This window comes from Streptomyces sp. NPDC005811, assembly GCF_040630405.1.
GTDB lineage: Bacteria > Actinomycetota > Actinomycetes > Streptomycetales > Streptomycetaceae > Streptomyces.
This window is the reverse complement of record NZ_JBEXXK010000006.1, coordinates 186,133-204,364: the sequence shown is the minus strand read 5'-3', so window position 1 is coordinate 204,364 and position 18,232 is coordinate 186,133. Positions and strand designations below refer to the sequence as shown.

The following is an 18,232-nucleotide window of genomic DNA, read 5'->3' as shown; positions in this document are numbered from 1 at the left end:
GTGAGGAGCCCTCCGGGGGTCTCGTCGTGCCGGATCGGTGGAGAAGGGCGGCATGACGACCCGCGCGGGGTCACGGGGAGAAGACGGACGTGCCCTACGCGGCGGTCGCCGGGAGGGCGCGGCCGGGGGCCCGGGGGCGGGGCCGGCCGGAGGCGTCCGGATCGCGTTGCGGCAGGAAGGCCGTACGCCGGGCGCGGTCCTTGATGGCCGTACGCACCCGGGTGGGCGGTACGGCGGGCGCGCTGCGGCTGGCGACCAGGGCGCAGACCGTGAGCGCGGAGGAGGCGGCGGCGGTCGCGGCGAGCGCGACGGCGGCCGAGAGGCTGCCGGTGTCGAGGAGGAGGACGTCGAGGACGAGGAAGAGGAGCAGCGGCGCGGAACGCGCGGCAAGTCGCCTGCGGATCACGTTCCCCCTCCCTCTGCCCCTCGACGGGCTGCCGTGCCCCTCGTACATGTCTGACGTCCGGGACCGGTACCAGGGTTCCACATCCGCCCCGGTCCGGAACTCCCCACTTGTATCAAGGGTTTGACACAAGAAGCCGCTCCCGGCATCTTGTACTCACCACTTGATACAAGCATGCGACCGGGGGACGACATGATCGACACCGTCACGCCCGACAGACTCCTGGCCCGGGCCGACCTCTGCGCCCGCTGGGCCGGGCTCGCGCTCGGGGCGGCTCTCGCCCAGGGGCTGGCCACGATGGACAGCGACGACATGGCCATGCCGTTCGTGGCCGCCGTCACCGCCTTCGGACTCTGCGCGGTGGGCGGGGTCCTGCTCGGCGACTCCCTCACCCCCGCCCCGCAGGACCGGGTCCGCAGGGCCGCCCTCTCCCCGCGCCGGGTCCGCGACCACGTACCGCCGCGGATGGCCCGGCTGCTCGTCCTCCAGTCGGCGTTCCTCGTCCTGCTGCTGACGATCGGGGTCGCCGCGGCCGACGCCGACCGCGCGGGCCACGGCGGCCGGGCCCTCGCCGTCACCTGCGCCGTCGGCCTGACCCGCCGGCTCACCCCCTGGCCGGGCCTCTACTACGCCACCCCGGTCCTGGCCTCCGTCACCCTCGGTACCGCCGCCTGCGCCTGGGCCCTGCGCCGCATCGCCCACCGCCCCGGCGAGAACCGGCAGCGCCACGACCGCAGTTGGGCGATCACCGCGGCCTGGGGCCTGCTCGTCTCCAGCCAACTGCTGCTGGTCCTGGGGATGATCGGCCGGGTGCTGTTCTACTCGCGGTGCGCCGGCATGCTGGGCAACGTCACCGCCCTGGTGATCTACCCGCTGGGCCTGCTGAGCCTGTTCGCCCTCGGCTGGTCCGTGTTCACGATCGTGGTCCCCCGGGCCGTCGACGATGAGTGAGGCCGCCCTCCGGGTCGACACGACCAGCCAGGTTCCGCCGTACGAGCAGATCCGCGCGCAGCTCGCCACCCTGATCCTCACCGGACGGCTGGCCGAGGGCGAACGCCTGCCGACCGTCCGGCAGCTCGCCGCCGACCTGGGCCTCGCGCCCGGCACCGTGGCCCGCGCCTACCGCGAGCTGGAGGCCGCCGAACTGATCCGCACCCGGCGCGGCGCTGGCACCCGCGTCGCGGCCCTCCCCACCGGGCCGGTCCGCTTCGACCCGGCCCGACTCGCCACGCTGACCCGCGACTTCACCGCGTCGGCCCGGGCCCTGGGCGCGAGCACGGAGGCGATCCTCGCGGCGGTGCGGGAGGCGCTGGGGCGGGAGGAGTGAGGGAGGCCGGGGTGGAGGAGGTCGGGTCTCACCGAGGGACGGCCGCGTGCCCCGCGGGAAGGCTCAGGGTGAAGACCGAGCCCGCCCCGGGTTCGCTGGTCGCCCCGGCCGTCCCGCCGTGCGCGGCCATGAGCTGACGGACGATGGCGAGGCCCAGCCCGCTGCCCCCGGTGCGGCGGCTGCGGGACTTCTCCGCGCGCCAGAACCGGTCGAAGACGTGCGGCAGGTCCTCGGGGGCGATACCGCTGCCGGTGTCGGCGACGTCGAAGACGATCCGCCCGTCCTCGCCGGGGGCGGGTTCGCGGCGCGCCGTGAGGGTGACCGTGCCGCCGGCCGGGGTGTGACGGATCGCGTTGGAGACCAGGTTGCCGAGCGCCTGCCGCATCCGCACGGGGTCGGCCTCCAGCCAGAGGACGTCCTCGGCCTTCGTCAGCAGGAGGACCCCGGCCGTGGCCGCCCCGACGCGGTGCGCGGCGGCGACCTGGGCGAGCAGCTCGTCGGCGCGCACGGACTCGGGGTGCAGCCGCAGCGTGCCCGCGTCGGCGGACGCGAGGTCCTGGAGGTCGTCGATGACACGCTGGAGCAGCAGCGCCTCCTCGTGCAGGGAGTCGAGCAGTTCGGGGTCCGGGTCGACCATGCCGTCCCGGGTGACCTCCAGCCAGCCGCGGATGTTGGTGAGCGGGGTGCGCAGCTCATGGGCGATGTCGCTGATCAGCGCCTTGCGCTGGGTCTCCAGCCGCTCCCGCCGGTCGGCGAGGTCGTTGAACGCCTCGGCCAGCAGACCGGTCTCGTCGCGTGTGGTCACCGGGACGCGCAGGTACAGCTCGGGCGGCTGCTGGGCGGCCCGCGTCAGCGCGCGCAGCGGTCGCACGAGCCGGGTGGCGACCACCGCGGTCACCGCCACGGTGAGGGCGAGGACGAGTCCGGCCGCGCCGACGACCTTGGCCTTGTTGGCCGGTGACATGACGAAGCGCGGCGCGACGGTGTCCCCGGTCCCGAGGAACAGCTCGGCCGCGGGCGCGATGTACGGGTCGAGCTGGGCGCGGAACGCCCTGTCCACACACCCCTGCGCCGCACGGCCCGAGGCGGTGTCCTGCCGGTCGCCGTACATCTCGTAGACGGCCCGGGGCCGCAGGGTCCGCTCCCAGGGGTTGAACCGGACGAACAGGGGCGAGTCGAGCTTCACCCGCTCCTGGTCCACACAGGTCCGGGCCGCCTGCGTCAGCGCGTCCGCGGCCTTCTTCTCCGTGGGCGTCTGCACATAGAAGGTGTCGCCGACGCAGTGCTGCGAGTCATTGCCGGAGACGGTCTCCCCCTCGTCGTCGAGGAGCAGCGGACGCCCGGTGGACGTCTGGACGAGCGTGCTCCGCACACCGACCTGGGCCAGGCACTTCTGCTGCTTCCGGGCCGACGCCCGCAACTCGGCGCGCTCCCCGGCCGACAACCGGAAGGGCCCGACGGCCCGCGGATCGATGCCGCTGTTCTGCGCGCCGGGGTCCGTGTAGGTGTCGGTGTGCAGGGGGTCGACGGTGGCCGCCGCCCGGGGCGGCAACGAGGTGCCGTCCGCGGCGGAGTCGACGAGGACCGTGCGGTCCACGGTGGTCAGGGCGATCCGCCGGCCCGTCTTCGCCGACAGGGCGCGTACGGTGCCCTCGACCTCGCGCCAGTCGGCATGGGTGGCGGCGTACCCGCTGAGCCGCTGGAGGATGTCCATGTCGTCGGCGAGGACCTGCCCCTGCTCCTCGCGCAGCGCGCGGGTGGTCGTCTGCACGGCCAGCCAGGCGGTCGCCGCAACCGAGCACACGGCGATGAGGACCGAGGTGATCAGCAGCCGTACGAGGAGACGCTTGTGCAGCGGGACGCCCCGGCTCACCCGCGGTCCCCGCGGAGCTTGTAGCCCACCCCGAACACGGTCAGCAGCCGGGTGGGTCTGCGCGGGTCCCGCTCGGTCTTCTTGCGCAGATTCATGATGTGCACATCGATCGCCCGCTCGGTGGAGGCCCGGTCGATGCCCCGGGTGCACTGCAGCAACTGCCGCCGCGAGAAGACCCGTTCGGGCTCGGAGGCCATGGCGAGGAGGATCTCGTACTCGGCCGGGGTCACCTCGACGAGCACGCCGTCGCAGCGCACCTCGTGCCGGAGGAGATCGACCGAGATCCCCGCGGCCCGCACGACGGGATCCTCGCTCCGGCCCGCGGCGCGCTCGCTGCGCCGCAGGACCGTGCGGATCCGGGCCATCAGCTCGCGCGGGCTGTAGGGCTTGGTCATGTAGTCGTCCGCGCCGATCTCCAGGCCGAGCAGCACGTCGTCCTCGGTGGAGCGGGCGGTCAGCATGAGCACCGGGATGTCGTCGTCGCGGCGCAGCTCGCGGCAGACCGCGTACCCGTCGACGACCGGCAGCATCAGATCCAGCACGACGAGGTCGGGCCGGAGCCGGCGCGCCGAGGCGAGCGCGGCCGAGCCGTCGTGGACCACGGCGGCGGTATGCCCCTCCTTCAGGAGGGAACGGCGTATCAGTTCCGCCTGCTTCTCGTCGTCCTCGGCCACCAGCACGTATGCGCACACGCGGCCGATGCTAGGCGGACGCGGAGGTGGACAGCCGGGCGGAAGAGGCTTTGGAGAGGCTTCCCACATGCTCATGGCTTCCTGACATTCCTGTGCCGGGCCCGGCCCGTCGGGTGGCGCCTCAGCGGCTGAGCGAGGCGGCGTCGCCCATGACGACGACGGGGTTCAGGTCGGGGTCGAGTGCGCGCAGCAGCTCTTTCATGTGGTCCTCGCTCAGGCCGACACAGCCGTGCGTGGGGCCGCCGTGGTCGACGTGCAGCCAGATGCCGCCGCCGCGCCCGGAGCCGAGCGGCCGGGCCGGGTCCAGGGGTGACGTGCCCGGCGTGCGGTTGTAGTTGATGGCGATCACGTAGTCGAAGGAGCCCGCCAGCGGCTCCCCCTCGAAGCCCGTACCGGACACGGTGAAGCCGCCCGAGCGGTCGTACGGCAGCCGGGACCCGGGGTCGGGGAGCAGCCCGCCGGCGTCCGTGAGGCCGAAGACACCGATGGGTGAGCGCAGGTCACCGGCCATGTGGTGAGCGCTCCACCCGTCGCGGGCGTTGTGCGCGGCCCAGCTCGCCCCGGCCCGCCAGCCGTCGTCCGTGCGCTCGTACAGCACCACGGTGGACCGCGACGAGTCCTCGTCAAGGCCCGTCACGACGACGGCCTGCCGGGCCTCGGACGGCACCTCGGCCAGGGTCTTCGGCCCGAGGCCCGGAAGCTCCTGCGGCAGCCGCCGCGCCACCGTCTTCGGGGCGGGCGCGTCCTGGAGGGAGACCTCGGGCAGGGCCGACGTGCCGCTCCGCGCGGGGGCGGTCGACTCCGGTGCGGGGGCGGAGGCGGCCGACCCGTGTCCGGGGGCGGCCGCCGCGGGTCCGGAAGCGGCTGCCGCACCGCCCCCGCATCCGGTGAGCAGGAGCGACGCGGCCAGGACGGCGATCGGAACGCACAGCGCCGCCGGTCGCGGGGCAAGGTGGTGGCGGATGGACCTGATCATGCGTCGACCCTGACCGACACGTATGAGGAACCGGTCAGGTTCTGGTGCGCGTTCGGTCTCCGCGAGGTAAGGGCGCTGCTGCTTTCAGCCGCTAGCCGCGGGGCACCGCCGAGACCAGCTTCCCCCACACCACCAGCCGGTAGCGCGAGGTGTACTCGGGTGTGCAGGTGGTGAGGGTGAGGTAGTGGCCGGGGAGGGTGTAGCCGTAGGCGGGCTCGGTCAGGGAGCGGGGCACGGGCCGGATGACGCCCGCGTCACGGGGTGAGGTCCGCGGCAGGATCTGGTCGACGGTGTAGGTGTACGTGGTGTTCCTGGTCTCCACCTCCACCGTGTCGCCCTTCTTGAGGCGGTTGAGGTACCGGAAGGGTTCACCGTGGGTGTTGCGGTGTCCGGCGAGGGCGAAGTTCCCTGCCTGGCCGGGCTGTTGGGTGTGCGTGTAGTGGCCGACGTACCCCTTGTTGAGGACCTTCCGCTTGTCGGTGCCCTCGGCGACGGGCACGCGGAGACCGAGGCGGGGGACGCGGAGGACGGCGTAGGCCTGGGAGGCGCGGGGGGACGTACCGCCGCCCGAGCCGGACGTCGCATCGGACGCCGTACCGGATGCCGTATCGGATGTCGTACGGCCCGTGGGATCGGAGCCGGACGAATCCGCGGAGGAACCACCGGACCCCCCGCGCGCAGGGGTGCCCCACTCCCGCTCCAGCGCCTCCACCTTCCGCTCGGCGCCCTCCCGCGCCTCCCGGTTGGTCCACCAGAGCTGATGGGCGACGAGCAGGAGCACCAACACCCCAGCCGTCACGAGAAGTTCGGCTCCGCTCCAGAGCACCCGCCGGTACCGGGCCCGCCGTCGCAGCGAGCTGTGCTGCACGAGGGGAATCCGCACGCTGCGCACCATCGGGGCACCATAAGGCCGTACGGACAAGGTCTCCAGACCCGTACATTCACGACCTGCGTGTTCGCCCCCTCGCACTTCCTCCATAGGTTGGAGAAAGGGCTGTCAGAACTCTCGACAACCCCAGGCGCCACACCCGATGCTTCGTTTCGGCCGCACGGGACCGGCCACAACTCGGAGCGGAGTAGTCATGATCCGACGCAGAACACTCCTGGCCGCCACCGGCGGCGCCCTCTTCGGCGGTGCATTGGCGACGGGCACCGCCCACGCCGACGCGACCATCGCCGTCAGCCCGTCGACGTCCTACGGCACCTGGGAGGGCTGGGGCACCTCCCTCGCCTGGTGGGCCAACGTCTTCGGCGCCCGGGACGACTTCGCCGACGCCTTCTTCACCACCAACTCGGTGACCTACAACGGCACGAGCCTGCCCGGCCTCGGGCTGAACATCGCCCGCTACAACCTGGGCGCGTGCAGCTCGAACACGGTGAGCGGCCAGTCGATGGTCGCCTCCGCCAACATCCCCGCCTTCAAGCAGATCGAGGGCTACTGGCAGGACTGGAACAACGAGGACCCCACGTCCTCGGCCTGGGACTGGACGGCGGACGCCACCCAGCGCGCGATGCTCCAGAAGGCGGTGGCGCGCGGCGCGACCACCGAACTGTTCGCCAACTCCCCCATGTGGTGGATGTGCCTGAACCACAACCCGTCGGGCGCCTCCGACGGCGGCAACAACCTCCAGTCCTGGAACTACCGCCAGCACGCCTCGCACCTGGCCGCGGTGGCCCTCTACGCCAAGAACAACTGGGGCGTGAACTTCGCGACGGTCGACCCCTTCAACGAGCCCTCGTCCTCCTGGTGGACGGCGACCGGCACGCAGGAGGGCTGCCACATGGACGCGACGGTCCAGTCCGCCGTCCTGCCGTACATGCGCAGCGAGCTGGACAAGCGCGGCCTGACGTCGACGAAGATCTCCGCGAGCGACGAGACGAACTACGACCTGGCCCGCACCACCTGGAACTCCTTCTCCTCCACCACGAAGGGCTACGTCAACCGGGTCAACGTCCACGGCTACCAGGGCTCGGGCGGCCGCCGCGACCTCCTCTACACGGACGTGGTGACCACGGCCGGCAAGGCCCTGTGGAACTCCGAGACCGGCGACAGCGACGGCACCGGCTACACCATGGCCTTCAACCTCCTCTACGACTTCCGCTGGCTGCACCCGACGGCATGGGTCTACTGGCAGGTCATGGACCCGACGGCGGGCTGGGGCGTGATCAAGTACGACGCGAGCACGCTGACCGCCGGCGCCGTCGAGACGAAGTACTACGTGATGGCCCAGTTCAGCCGCCATATCCGCCCCGGCATGAAGATCCTCGACACGGGCGTGAGCAACGCGGTGGCCGCCTACGACGCGACGGCGAAGCGCCTGGTCATCGTCGCCCTGAACACCTCGTCCTCCGCCCAGACCCTGACGTTCAACCTCTCGAACTTCACGACGGTGACCGGCGGCACGGGCGGCCTGGTCCCCCGCTGGTCCACCCTGACGACGGGCGGCGGCGACCTCTACAAGGCCCGCTCGGACACCTACCTCAGCGGCAAGACGGTGGCCCTGTCCTTCCCGGCGAAGTCGGTGCAGACACTCCAGGTGGACAACGTGACGATCTGATCACACGGAGCGATCCCGGGGGCCTGTGCCCGGCCGCAGGCCCCCGCCCACCGCAGGGCGGGCCTCCCGGCCCCCCTGCCCCCCCTGGCCTCCCCGGCGTTCCTGGCCTGCAGATCTCTCACCTTTGTCACCGGTGGGCAGTACGGTGTCGTGCATGCGCCCCGACACGCCCGCCGAAAACGTCGACCACACCGCCGAAGCGGCCCGCCTGGAGCGGACCGCCGGCCTGTACCCCGAGGACGCCGAGCCGCTGCTGCTCCAGGCCGCGGCCCACCTGGAACTCTCCGGCGACCGCCCCGCCGCGAGCACGCTCTACGACCGCCTGCTCTCCTCCACCGACGGCGGGGACGGCCTGGACAACCCCCACCTGGTCCGCGCCCTCAAGGCCTCGAACCTCTGGGAGTACGGCCACGAGGCCGAGGCCCGAGCCATCATCGACGGCATCCGCGCGGCCGCCCCGCGCGACGCGGCCCCCTGGGTGATCGTCGCGGAGTCCCTGGAGTCCCACGACGAGCTGGAGGCGGCGGAGGCGGCGTTCACGGAGGGGGCGAGGGTCCTGCTGACCGACGTACCGGAGCCCCCGTACGCGACGCACGCCCTGCTGTTCGGCCGCCACCGCGTACGGCGGATGCTGGGCGCCGCGCACGACGAGTGGGACGCGCTGGCCGACACCCTCCACTCCTCCCCGGTCTCCCTGGACGAACTCCACGACCCCAAGCGCGTCTGGTCCCTGGGCTCGGACAACCCCGCGGAGCTGGAAGCGGAGATCTCCCGCCTCCGAGCCGAACTGGGCACCTACCGCGAGGCCCTCTCCCGCCCGTTCCCGGTGGCGGTCCTGCACTGGCCGGCGGGCGAACTGACAGAACTGGTGAGCGCGTATCCGGCACTGTCGGCGGAGTACGCCTCGCACGAGGAGCACCTGTCGACGATAGAGGCGTCGCTCCGCGAACTGGCCGGCTCCGGCACCCCGAATCTGGGCATCGTCACAGCGACGGTCCCCTCTTACGAGGCCTTCGCCGCGTCGGAGGGCACGTCCCCGGGGGACACCGACCTCCTCCCCCAGTACGCGACGACACTGGCGGCCCGGGGGCGGGCTGTGGCTTGGCCGCCGCAGCGGGGGGCGTCCTGCTGGTGTGGGTCGGAGTCGGCGTATGACGGGTGCCACGGGGTGGCGGGCTGAGGCCAGGCACGGGATGCCCTCGCGCGGTGCGTTCGAGCGTGGGCCGCGGGCGCCGAGTCGGCCCGGCGCAGGTCCTAAGTCCGGCGCAGGGACGCATCTCGGTCCCTGGCCCGATGGGGGCTCGGCGGCGGGCGGCTAGCGTCGGGTGACATGAACATCGACGGCACGCTCGACGAGGCTTACGAACGGCTGCATCGGACGGGACCGGAGTTCGAGGGCTGGTTGACCAACCACGGCCCCATGGCGGTGGAGTCCATGGTCCGACGCGGACACGCGCGCCAGGTCCACCGCTGGCTGGACCTCTACATGCGCCGACTGGACGACCGGCCGCGCGGCACCGCGCCCCTCACCGCCGACGGATGGCGCACGGCACTCGGGGACCCACGCCGCCTCGGTGACTGGCTCGTGTTCTTCGAACGCGAGGTGATCGAACAGCCCTGGCGCACGGTGCTGGAAACGTGGTGGCCGCGGCTCCTGCCCGGCATCGCGGCCGGCGCCACCCACGGGGTGATCCGTACCGGCCACGCAGTCCACGCCCTGCTGGACCACGAGGACGCACCACGCCTGGCCGAGCTGGGCCAGGCGCTCGGCTACTGGGCGGCGCGCTGGCAGCCCGTCGCGTTCACTCCCCCGTCCGGGACCGCCGACCCGGCGTCCGCCCTCGCCGCCGTTCCACGCGTGCCCGACCAGAGCGCGGGCATCAACCACCGGCTCGACCAGCTCACCGACCTGACTGACTGGCCCACCGCGCTGGCCGCCCTGACACCCGCCGCCGACGCCGAGCAGGCCCGGCACCTGCTGGCCGACCTGACGGCCGCCGCCGGCGTGCGCTACCTCCCGAACGCGCACGGCAGCCCCGTCATGCTGGTGCACGCCGTGACCGCCCCCATGGCCGTCCTGCGCACCCTGCCCGCGCTCCCCCGCACCCAATGGGTCATGAGCCTGCACGCGGCCTGGGCGGCGAGCGCGGCCGTGACCGCGGCCTACACCCCCGCCACACCCGCGCCTCGAAACACCCTCCCCACCGCCCCCGAGTCGGTGGACGAGGTGTTCGCCCTCGCGGTCCGCCACCAGGACGAACACGTCATCAAACTCGCCGACACCTGCGTCGACGTACACCGCAGCACGGGCCACCCGGACGCGCTCGCGGCGGTGATCCGCGCGGCGGAACTGATCGACGAGCTCTGAGGCCGCCGTTGACGGGAACCAGCGCCCCGCCCCGGTCCGCCGCCAGCCGCCAAACCCTCCAGGCGTGCCTTCGAAGCACCCTGCGCCCTCCACCCGGCTCAGAACGCACCCAACCCCAGGGCACACCCCCTGGGCCCCCGCCTTCCCCGGGCCGCTCGCTCGCTTCTCCCCCGTGCTGGAGCGGGTCGGGTCAAGGGTGGCCCGAAGGGCCATCGGCACAGCCGACGCGCAACGCAGCGCAGCGGAGTGAAGCACCCTTGACGCGACCTGCGGAAGCACGACACTCCCAAAGAACCGAGTGGCCCTACGGCTCAAAGAAATACCGCCCACAGCAAAGACCTCCGACCGTAGGACGGCTGCATGACCTCGTCGGGTCCGCATTCAATCGTCCCCGCCCCCGTCGCCAGCCGGCTCACAACCGCCTTGTCAGCCCCGCCGGACGCCAGCTCAGGTGCCAAGCCATCCGCAGCACAGCCGGAGGGCAAGGTTCGCGACTCCTGGAACATCGCAGCTTCGGCGACTGAGTGATCTGCAGGTACCCACTGCCAACTATTTCATTGCGCGAAATCATTTTCTCAGCAACGCGGTTCGGGCCTCGGTTCTAACCGCTCTCACCAAGTGCCCGAGGTCCGCCTCCGACGCCGAGTCCAAGTCGAGAAACGCCGTAAGCCGGAGAAGCCGCATGAGGCTCTGCCGCAGCACCTGTTGGGAGGGCACACTTCTGTCGGTTTGATCCTCTTGGTGGGCCCTCACAATGGCCCGCACCAACGCTGGTGAAGCGGCAAGCGCAGAGCGTCTGGCCATGATTTGGTCGATGTCGTTCTCGCCGAGGACGTACAGGAGATGGTGGGGGTCGTCTGCCATCGGGTCGTGGAGGACTTGCGCCCGAGTCCAGAGACGGGCGCATGCGTGTCGGGTCAGATCTGTCCCCTTGAACCGGTCCGCTGTGTAACCGCGGTTCGAGTCTGCCGGCCATCTCCAGGCGCATACGTCAGGAAGCAGCACTAGCGCGAGGAACGCCCACACCTGTCGTTGGGAGGCCTCGCCCGGCACCATTCGACACTGTCTGTACAAGATCCGGGCTGTCTCACGGTCGAAGTTGCTCCCCTGCGCGATGGACGGGGGGATGGGAAAGCCCTGTCCGAGGGCCGCGCGCAGGATCGCGTCTCGGAGTTGGTCGAGTTCCTCCCGGGTGATCCGACGGCCCCCGGTGGCCGAATACACGGCCCGCGGGGAGTTATTGGCGACGATGGTTCCGTGTCGGGCTGGCGGGGTCTCGTGAAGTAGACGAAAGCGGCGCTCCGTCTCACTGGGGAGCAGGCGCGGATAGAGCAGGCTCATACCGTGGCCTCCCTTGGGAATCTGACACCAGCGTGGACGTCGGCGCGGAAGCGAGAGGGGTCTCTACGTCGTTCGTCCCGGAGCCGTTTGATCGCTTGCTCGGCGGACTCTCCCGGACGGGCCAGGTAGGTGCGCACGAGCGCACGTACCAGCCCCGCCATGGTCAGGTCGCCATCGGGATCATCGGACGGCGTTTCGTCCACGAACGCATCGTCGTCCAACGCGCGCCCCACCAGATCGGTGACGATGTCGGCCTCCAATACGCTCCAAAGCACCCCGGACAGCTCGCTCTGGGTTGCCTCCATGGCCTGCTTGACCGCAGGGTTGTCCTCGTTGAGGAGCACCAGCAAGCTGCCCATGGCGGCTTGCTGCCAGTCGCCACCGTCCATGCTCACGTACCACGCCGAGGCCTCCGGGAGCCCTGCCTCCCGGAAGGACACCGGCGCGACCGGCAACAGTCCCGCCCCGCCCTCCAGATGCATGCGGACCTGATCACTCCACAGGATCGAGCCCGCTCGGTTCGCGACGAAGGGTTGGGAGGCGGGTAGATCCACGGCCAACTCGATCAAGGTCTCAACTGTCAAAAATCCGCCAAGCTGACTGCTGTCGGCCGAGATCTGCACCTCGCACACAGCGCGGTCAGCGCGGATCGGCAAGTCTTCCGCGTAGGCCGACCGACGGAGGAGGGACGTCGATGGCCAGTAACGCACGCACAGGCGCAGTGGCGCCTCAGATACCAGTCCACAGTCTTCGCGGAGTTCGGCGAGGTCAATCTCGACCACCCGCCCCAAAGCAACGTCGGTCGAGTAGTCCCACGTGGTGAGCGCCGCAGGGGCGGGCTCGCCCGTTGTGTCCCCCAGCCTCCATAGTCCGGCTCGAACTCGCCCAGCCGGCCTGCGATAGGGCCACGCGCGAACACTCATGAGCGACCCGCCACGTTGATGTCTATGAGCACGTCGGCGACTGCGGTGATGAGCATGTCGACGTCGATGGGGCCGCCAGCGTGATACAAGACCTCTCCGGTCACTAGGCGAGCCACCGTCGGTATGCGCCAGCCGTAGACAACGGGTTGCATCGCGCCTGCAGGCGACTGGCCTTCTGCACCACCGTCCCCGGTCAGCACATGTACACGACCTTCCACCCGGTCCGGACCGTGAAGTCGCACCATCTGCACGACGAACGGCATTCCGTCGATCACTTCGAAATGGGGGTCGGCTAGCAGGGTGGGCCTGCGGACAACACCCTGCCTGCGGCCGCCACTGTGCTCCCAACCCCCACCGCCTTGCCCGGCATCGCCACGCGGGGGCAGCCCTGGGGTACTCGGCGGGGGCGGCGATCCGGAGGGGCCATCAGGTGTCACGGGCAATGTGGTTCGCGATGTTCCCGGCAGAGGGCTGGAGGCGAGCACTGCGGCCCCCGTCCCCCCGGGACCGGCCAACAGATGTCCCAACCGTTGCGCCACCGAGCCCATCGCGTAGGCGCCGACTTTCACTGCTCGCCGTGCCTGCGCACCGCTGAGCCTGTCGCACTGTTCCTTTAGACGCCGCCCTGCGGTACGAACGAAGGTCGCCTCCCGTCCTTGCAGTTGCTGGTACTCCCATGCATCGTGAGTCGGCGGTTCTGCTCGCGCGAACGTCTGGTCCAACTCGTCGGTCACCTTGAACACAGCAGCGTAGCCAGCGTCCGGATTCGACCTCTCTGGACCGGAGTGGTAACGGACCACGAGCTCAGGGCTGCGAAGCAAGCAGACGTGGTGAGGTGCTCCCTCAATACCCAGCTCACGAGCCGCCGGAGAGATCACGGTCGCACCAAAGGTGTAATCATGGGCGAACTGCCCCAAGTCCTTGCGGGGTTTACCACAGATCAGTTGCTGCCCCACTCCTTCGACGACCTTGCGGTAAGCGGAAGCGAAGAAGGCGAGCGTTGCATCGGAGTCGGCGTCCGGCACGGCGACCTCTGCGCCATTGGCCGTGACCGCGACCGCCATGCGCACGGCACGCTCGGGGAGCGTGATCGGCCACAGGTTCCAGGCCGCAGCGTCGGCAAGGAAGGCACCCGCCTCCGGCACGGACAATTCTGGCGTCGTATCTGAGTCCGGTAGCGAAGGATCAGCCAGGTCGGGATCGACCACGACGAGAGTCGTGCCGGTCTCATCGGACTGAAATCCCGGAATGCCCAACTCGCGTGCAACAGTGTCTGCTTGAGAGCCTTCCAGAGGCTCGCAGTGTTCCTGTTCCGGGAGGCCCCACCAGTGTCGTCCGGTGTAGCGCGAGTTTCCGTCCCAGAAGGATTCTCGAATCGCAACACCGATGAAGCGGGAACGCAGTCGACCATCGTCGCCTTCAAAGCGTGTATAGACGAGTACGCATCCGACCTTCGACAATTGGAACAGAGCGCTCTTGCCATAACCGTACGTGCCCCCGCTCGACGCGTTCGAGACGCCGTCGCGGTCACCACTATTGAGCACGAACCGCGCCCATTCCCTCCGCGAAGTCCTCCCGGCGTCGGACCTTGTCGGCCCGGCCAGACCGGTTGTGCCCCTGTCGGAGACGGCGAGGTACCGGATGGGAGCCGCCTGGGTGAGCGATCGGAACATCCGGTTGTGATGTCCCACGTTCGATGACCCGCTGGAGAACATGCGGCGCCATGCACCGACGCGCCCGGGCCCCACGGTGCTCAAATCGAGCCGGAAGCGCACGATGGGGTGCTCAGGTCGGCGGGCATCCCACGAATTCTGGGCTGCTTCACGAACGAAGAGGCTCAGGCGGGAAAGGCTGGGACGACCGAGCTGACTCAGGAGTCCGTTCGCGGTGATCCCGCCATCAGCGCGGAAGGGCTGCGCATACCAGCCGGGCTCAGTCACAGATCGGCCCCCAGGCGCTCCAGTACGGTCCCACGCTCAGTAGCGTACGAGACGGTGTCGAGGTCTATGCGGTATTCCAGGCCATGGACTCCGACCGGTATGGATGCGTCCACGAAGCTCTGCGGGGTGATGCGAGGGAAATCCCCCGACACCTCGAACCAGCGTTGCTCCGTGGCGAGGAAGCGGATTTGAGCGACCTCCCCTTCGTGGTCCTGCGGGAGGCCTAGTGCAGCCAGACGCGTCTCCAACACGCTCAGATCGTCAATCCTTCCGCGACACTCTGCGAGCATTTCCGGAACCGATCGGGCACCGGGGCCGGTCGACTCCGCTATCCGCATCCACGCGAGCGTGAGTGTGCCTTCCGCCGGCGCCTCCAACTGGTCCGCGCCGTGTATGTGAACGACACGTCCCTCGGCCGACATGCTGCCCTTGACCTCGATGGCGTGGTGGTTGCTGCGGAAATCCTGGGGGCAACCTAGCGGCCCCAGCCAAGCACGGACGGTTCGAGGATCCACACGCAACAGGTCTTCCAGCACGAGAAGTTCGGCGAACAGGCCCGCAAGCCGAGGAATCGTCCACCGAGTGGTGCTATCTCCAAGCAGGAGCCGCCAAGCATGCAAGGTACGAACGATGAGTGAGGGTGCTCGCCGAGGTTCCGTCGCTATCAACCCAGCCAGATCCGCCACCAGTCCTGTGAACGTGCCAGCCAGATCGCTTCTTCGGCAGATGATATCGGCGTATCGGATGGGAAGTTCGTCATCGCGCGACAACGTGCGGGTGGTGAGGTGGACGCCCGCACTGCGCACGTCATCGTCGACTTTGTCTCCAGCCCCAAGGGGCACCAGCAGATGGCGCAGTCCCTCCGCGTCACGACCGAGTCGGAGCGGACCGTGGGGGGTCGCGACCTCAAGCCCAACAGTGATCATCGCGCCATCGGCCGAGTTGGCGGCCTGTTGATCAAGTCTGTTCCACAGCCCCTCAAGGAGATCTCTCAGACGGAGAGAGGCGAGTGACCAGCGGTGCTCGTTCATGCAGCCCCCTCGGGTCCATCCTGGTCCTGCTCGAGCACCGAGAGGTCTTCCTCCTCGTCTTCGCCCGCGGAGGGGAACACGCGTGATAGGTCGGCCTGAAGGTAGTCGTATTCGACACTGAGGTCCTGCCCCCTGGTGGGCCTCGGGAAGACCAAGGCGACGCCCCAAACGGCCTCGCCAGGTGCATCCAGAGGGGCGCGACCTTCCACCGGCGCCTCCTGTCCGTTCTTGCGAACGATCGGGACCGGGGCCTTGGCATCGATCGGGTAAAGGAGGATCAGGCCGCGCTCGGGTTGTTGAGCCACCCTCAAGCGCTGGAGCAAGGTGCGGTTCACCTTCTCCTCGCCCTCCGGGATACGGAGGTCCAGGGCCTCGTCGCGAGAACCTGTGAGGGTCTTAATGTCGGCGACGGACTCTTCAGCGCTCGGCTCGAGGCGGGTGCGGACCACCAGCTCGACCGCGGCACCATGCGGCAGCTTAATCCGACCAGAGGCACCGGCCGGCTTCTTGCCGATCACTCCTACGTTCCAGAGAGCCAAGGCGCCCGAATTCTTGTTCCTCTTGACGATGTAGTCCTGCATCAGATTGCGAGCGGCATCCAATGCCTTGGGGTGGAACTGGTATTCATCGATGAACGAAAGAACATGATCAAGTGGCACCTCACGCCACAGGGCTCGGCCGCCAGCGGTGTCGTCATCAATCTTTCCTTCTCGATGTGACGCTGCCAGCAGTCGTGACACAGCCGCGGAATTGTCAGCGTGCCACTGCTCGTCTTCGGCGTTCTTTCTACGCGGGAAGTAACGAGTCTCGACGAGTTGCCCCCCGTACGATGCCGCCGCCCTCACAGCACTCTTAGACTTCGAAGGAGCAGTCACCTTCATCTTCGGGTGGCACCTGATGCGGGGCGCCAGGTCGAGAGGGGTGAGGTGTTCGGTGAGGTAGCGATCGATCTCGATGCGCATCTCCGCCTCGACTGTCGCAAGGTGAGCGAACCAACGCCGAGTCTCATCAGGCATGTAAATACGCGGGAGATCTTCGTAACCCGGACGATACCCGAACCAGCGACCCATCTGGAGGAGCGTGTCGTAGACATTGGACGACCGGACGAAGAAGCTAACCACGAGGCCCTCGAGGGTGAGCCCTCGAGAGAGAGTGTTGCCGCCCACGGCAATTACGTTGACCGGTCCGGATTCATAATCGAGGCGATCGGCGCTTCGATAATGGTCCATGACGATCTTCGTTGATGAAACGATTCCGCCCAATTCCGAAAAGATAGCCTCGAATTCGAACCGCCGATTTTCGCCCACAGGTTCGACGCGATGGGACTCTTCATACCAAAGATCCCTCAGTTCGACCACGACGCCGCTGCGCTCGCGAATCCCTTGAATAACCTCGTCCTTGAGGGCATGGACAACGGGTCCGTAGGAATCGTGAACACGCGTGTCAGAGTGGGCATGGATCAGCATTGAGGAATGCTTATCGCTTTGCCCCCGAGCATGACGCGCAGCGGTGGCCAGCCAGAACCAGAAGACAGCACGGCGGAGAGAAGAAGTCGCCTTAGGGGCAAAGACGGGAACATCGGCCTTTTTTACAGGCCTCAAATCTCCGAGTTCTTCGTCGGGAATACTCCGGATCATGTCGAGTCCCCCCGGGACTTCAGACGGGTCCTCGTGATCGAGCGGGTTCCGACCAAACAGGGTCTCAGGCCCCTGGTATTGCTCGCCGCGTGGCAAGCTGAGGATGAAATCCCGAGGGTAGAAATCTTCCTCATCCATCGGGTCGACGAGAAGATTGGCGAAAGGCGTCGCCGTGTAACCCACGTAACAGACCTTGGGAATGCGGCCCATCACATCGCGAATAAGCGGATTGATCCGGCGCGTGGCGAGGGTCGCCTGATCGGCCTCATCGTCGATGATCAGCGTGGGGCAGTTGCCGAGCTGTTCTCGCGCTTCCTCAAGCCAATCACGCAGCTTCTTGAGTACCGGACCGTTCTTCTTGACCACCAAGAGCAGATGTTGGTCCTTGGACGCGAGAAAAGATTGGGCGTTGGGAGGCGGTTGGAAGTCGTGCTCCGGCTTGGTGATCTGATGCCATAGCGGTGGATTGAGATCGACAAGATCACGGATGAGGCGGGTCTGGGTCTGCCGCCGCAGCGAGTTGTGGACGCCGGACAGCACGATGAACATGCGGTAGCCGCGGTCTGCAGCCTTACTCACCACGGCCGTGAAGTTGCTCGTCTTCCCGGACTGAACATGTCCGATGACGAGACCGCGAGAGCGGAAGGTTGGGGTGGCAGGGTGATCGAGCATCGCGACGACGCGATCGGAGGCTTCGTCGACCTTTTTGACCTCGTCCGGGCCGAGCTGCCGCCTCAGACGCCTCTCAAACGCGGGCCAGTTCTTGTCGCTGGCCCGCGAACCCCCATACCAGGGGACGGCGTTCTCCCTCCCCAAGGCAAGCGGCTCACGGAGACTGACGATCTCCGTCATGGCGGCTTCATGTCGCCGCAACATCTCTTCAATCACTTCGTCGGGCACAAAGAGATCGCGCAACTGCTGAGTGGCGTCGTGCGGGAGCATCCCGTCCAGCATGCTCTGAAAACGCGACCAGGCTGCATCCATACGTGGGTTGCCCACCATGCCTCACAAATGATCATGGTCGGCCAGCATCGCTGCGACTGGCCGATATGCGACGTCCTTCCAGGACTTACGCTACCGACCAGCACCGACAACGGCACCACGTCCGTCGATTCGGTTCACTTCGCGAGGCGAATTGATCACAACCTGTCAGCTCGTCGTCG

Annotated in this window: 15 protein-coding genes; 5 read left to right on the top strand and 10 right to left on the bottom strand. The window is 68.6% G+C overall.

The features are described from left to right. Nucleotides 1-94 precede the first annotated feature (94 nt). On the bottom strand, nucleotides 95-406 hold the full coding sequence (locus ABZ490_RS08925; RefSeq protein ID WP_358986482.1) for a DUF6412 domain-containing protein: 312 nt from the start codon (nucleotides 404-406) through the stop codon (nucleotides 95-97). A 189-nt stretch (nucleotides 407-595) separates the two neighbouring features. On the opposite strand from ABZ490_RS08925, the gene ABZ490_RS08920 reads away from it, so the two are divergent. Both ABZ490_RS08920 and ABZ490_RS08915 read left to right on the top strand, forming a co-directional pair. Then, nucleotides 596-1,354, top strand: a complete 759-nt coding sequence (locus tag ABZ490_RS08920) for a hypothetical protein (protein ID WP_358986479.1) — start codon at nucleotides 596-598, stop codon at nucleotides 1,352-1,354. Next, a complete protein-coding gene (locus tag ABZ490_RS08915; RefSeq protein ID WP_358986476.1) occupies nucleotides 1,347-1,730 on the top strand; it encodes a GntR family transcriptional regulator in 384 nt (127 codons plus the stop codon). The genes ABZ490_RS08920 and ABZ490_RS08915 overlap by 8 nt, the downstream gene beginning before the upstream one ends. A 28-nt stretch (nucleotides 1,731-1,758) precedes the next feature. Here the strand turns inward: ABZ490_RS08915 and ABZ490_RS08910 are convergent, their stop codons facing one another. The 4 genes from ABZ490_RS08910 to ABZ490_RS08895 all read right to left on the bottom strand — a co-directional run bounded on the left by ABZ490_RS08910 (nucleotide 1,759) and on the right by ABZ490_RS08895 (nucleotide 6,166). Further along, entirely contained in the window at nucleotides 1,759-3,603 is a 1,845-nt protein-coding gene (locus tag ABZ490_RS08910; RefSeq protein WP_358986473.1) for a HAMP domain-containing sensor histidine kinase, read from the bottom strand. Next, nucleotides 3,600-4,295, bottom strand: coding sequence for a response regulator transcription factor (locus tag ABZ490_RS08905; RefSeq protein ID WP_358986470.1), 696 nt, complete (start codon nucleotides 4,293-4,295; stop codon nucleotides 3,600-3,602). Before ABZ490_RS08905 ends, ABZ490_RS08910 begins: the two co-directional genes overlap by 4 nt. Before the next feature lie 121 nt (nucleotides 4,296-4,416). After that, the gene (locus ABZ490_RS08900) at nucleotides 4,417-5,271 is read right to left on the bottom strand and encodes a L,D-transpeptidase family protein (RefSeq protein ID WP_358986467.1); all 855 of its coding nucleotides are present in this window, start codon (nucleotides 5,269-5,271) and stop codon (nucleotides 4,417-4,419) included. A gap of 91 nt (nucleotides 5,272-5,362) precedes the next feature. After that, nucleotides 5,363-6,166 carry a class E sortase gene (locus ABZ490_RS08895; RefSeq protein WP_358986464.1) on the bottom strand — a complete coding sequence of 268 codons (804 nt, stop codon included), beginning with the start codon at nucleotides 6,164-6,166 and terminating at the stop codon, nucleotides 5,363-5,365. Nucleotides 6,167-6,353: 187 nt separating this feature from the next. On the opposite strand from ABZ490_RS08895, the gene ABZ490_RS08890 reads away from it, so the two are divergent. From ABZ490_RS08890 to ABZ490_RS08880, 3 genes are all read left to right on the top strand, one after another. After that, on the top strand, nucleotides 6,354-7,829 hold the full coding sequence (locus ABZ490_RS08890; RefSeq protein ID WP_358986461.1) for a beta-1,6-galactanase: 1,476 nt from the start codon (nucleotides 6,354-6,356) through the stop codon (nucleotides 7,827-7,829). A 154-nt stretch (nucleotides 7,830-7,983) separates the two neighbouring features. After that, a complete protein-coding gene (locus ABZ490_RS08885; RefSeq protein ID WP_358986458.1) occupies nucleotides 7,984-9,009 on the top strand; it encodes a hypothetical protein in 1,026 nt (341 codons plus the stop codon). A 150-nt stretch (nucleotides 9,010-9,159) separates the two neighbouring features. Next, nucleotides 9,160-10,197 carry a questin oxidase family protein gene (locus ABZ490_RS08880; RefSeq protein WP_358986454.1) on the top strand — a complete coding sequence of 346 codons (1,038 nt, stop codon included), beginning with the start codon at nucleotides 9,160-9,162 and terminating at the stop codon, nucleotides 10,195-10,197. A 567-nt stretch (nucleotides 10,198-10,764) separates the two neighbouring features. Here the strand turns inward: ABZ490_RS08880 and ABZ490_RS08875 are convergent. From ABZ490_RS08875 to ABZ490_RS08855, 5 genes are all read right to left on the bottom strand, one after another. Then, on the bottom strand, nucleotides 10,765-11,538 hold the full coding sequence (locus ABZ490_RS08875) for a DUF6339 family protein (RefSeq protein WP_358986451.1): 774 nt from the start codon (nucleotides 11,536-11,538) through the stop codon (nucleotides 10,765-10,767). Continuing rightward, on the bottom strand, nucleotides 11,535-12,320 hold the full coding sequence (locus tag ABZ490_RS08870) for a hypothetical protein (protein WP_358986448.1): 786 nt from the start codon (nucleotides 12,318-12,320) through the stop codon (nucleotides 11,535-11,537). The genes ABZ490_RS08875 and ABZ490_RS08870 overlap by 4 nt, the downstream gene beginning before the upstream one ends. A gap of 137 nt (nucleotides 12,321-12,457) precedes the next feature. After that, nucleotides 12,458-14,005, bottom strand: coding sequence for a hypothetical protein (locus ABZ490_RS08865; RefSeq protein ID WP_358986441.1), 1,548 nt, complete (start codon nucleotides 14,003-14,005; stop codon nucleotides 12,458-12,460). A gap of 392 nt (nucleotides 14,006-14,397) precedes the next feature. Next, on the bottom strand, nucleotides 14,398-15,432 hold the full coding sequence (locus tag ABZ490_RS08860; RefSeq protein ID WP_358986439.1) for a PD-(D/E)XK motif protein: 1,035 nt from the start codon (nucleotides 15,430-15,432) through the stop codon (nucleotides 14,398-14,400). Further along, on the bottom strand, nucleotides 15,429-18,071 hold the full coding sequence (locus ABZ490_RS08855) for a Z1 domain-containing protein (protein WP_358986436.1): 2,643 nt from the start codon (nucleotides 18,069-18,071) through the stop codon (nucleotides 15,429-15,431). The genes ABZ490_RS08860 and ABZ490_RS08855 overlap by 4 nt, the downstream gene beginning before the upstream one ends. Nucleotides 18,072-18,232: the final 161 nt, after the last annotated feature.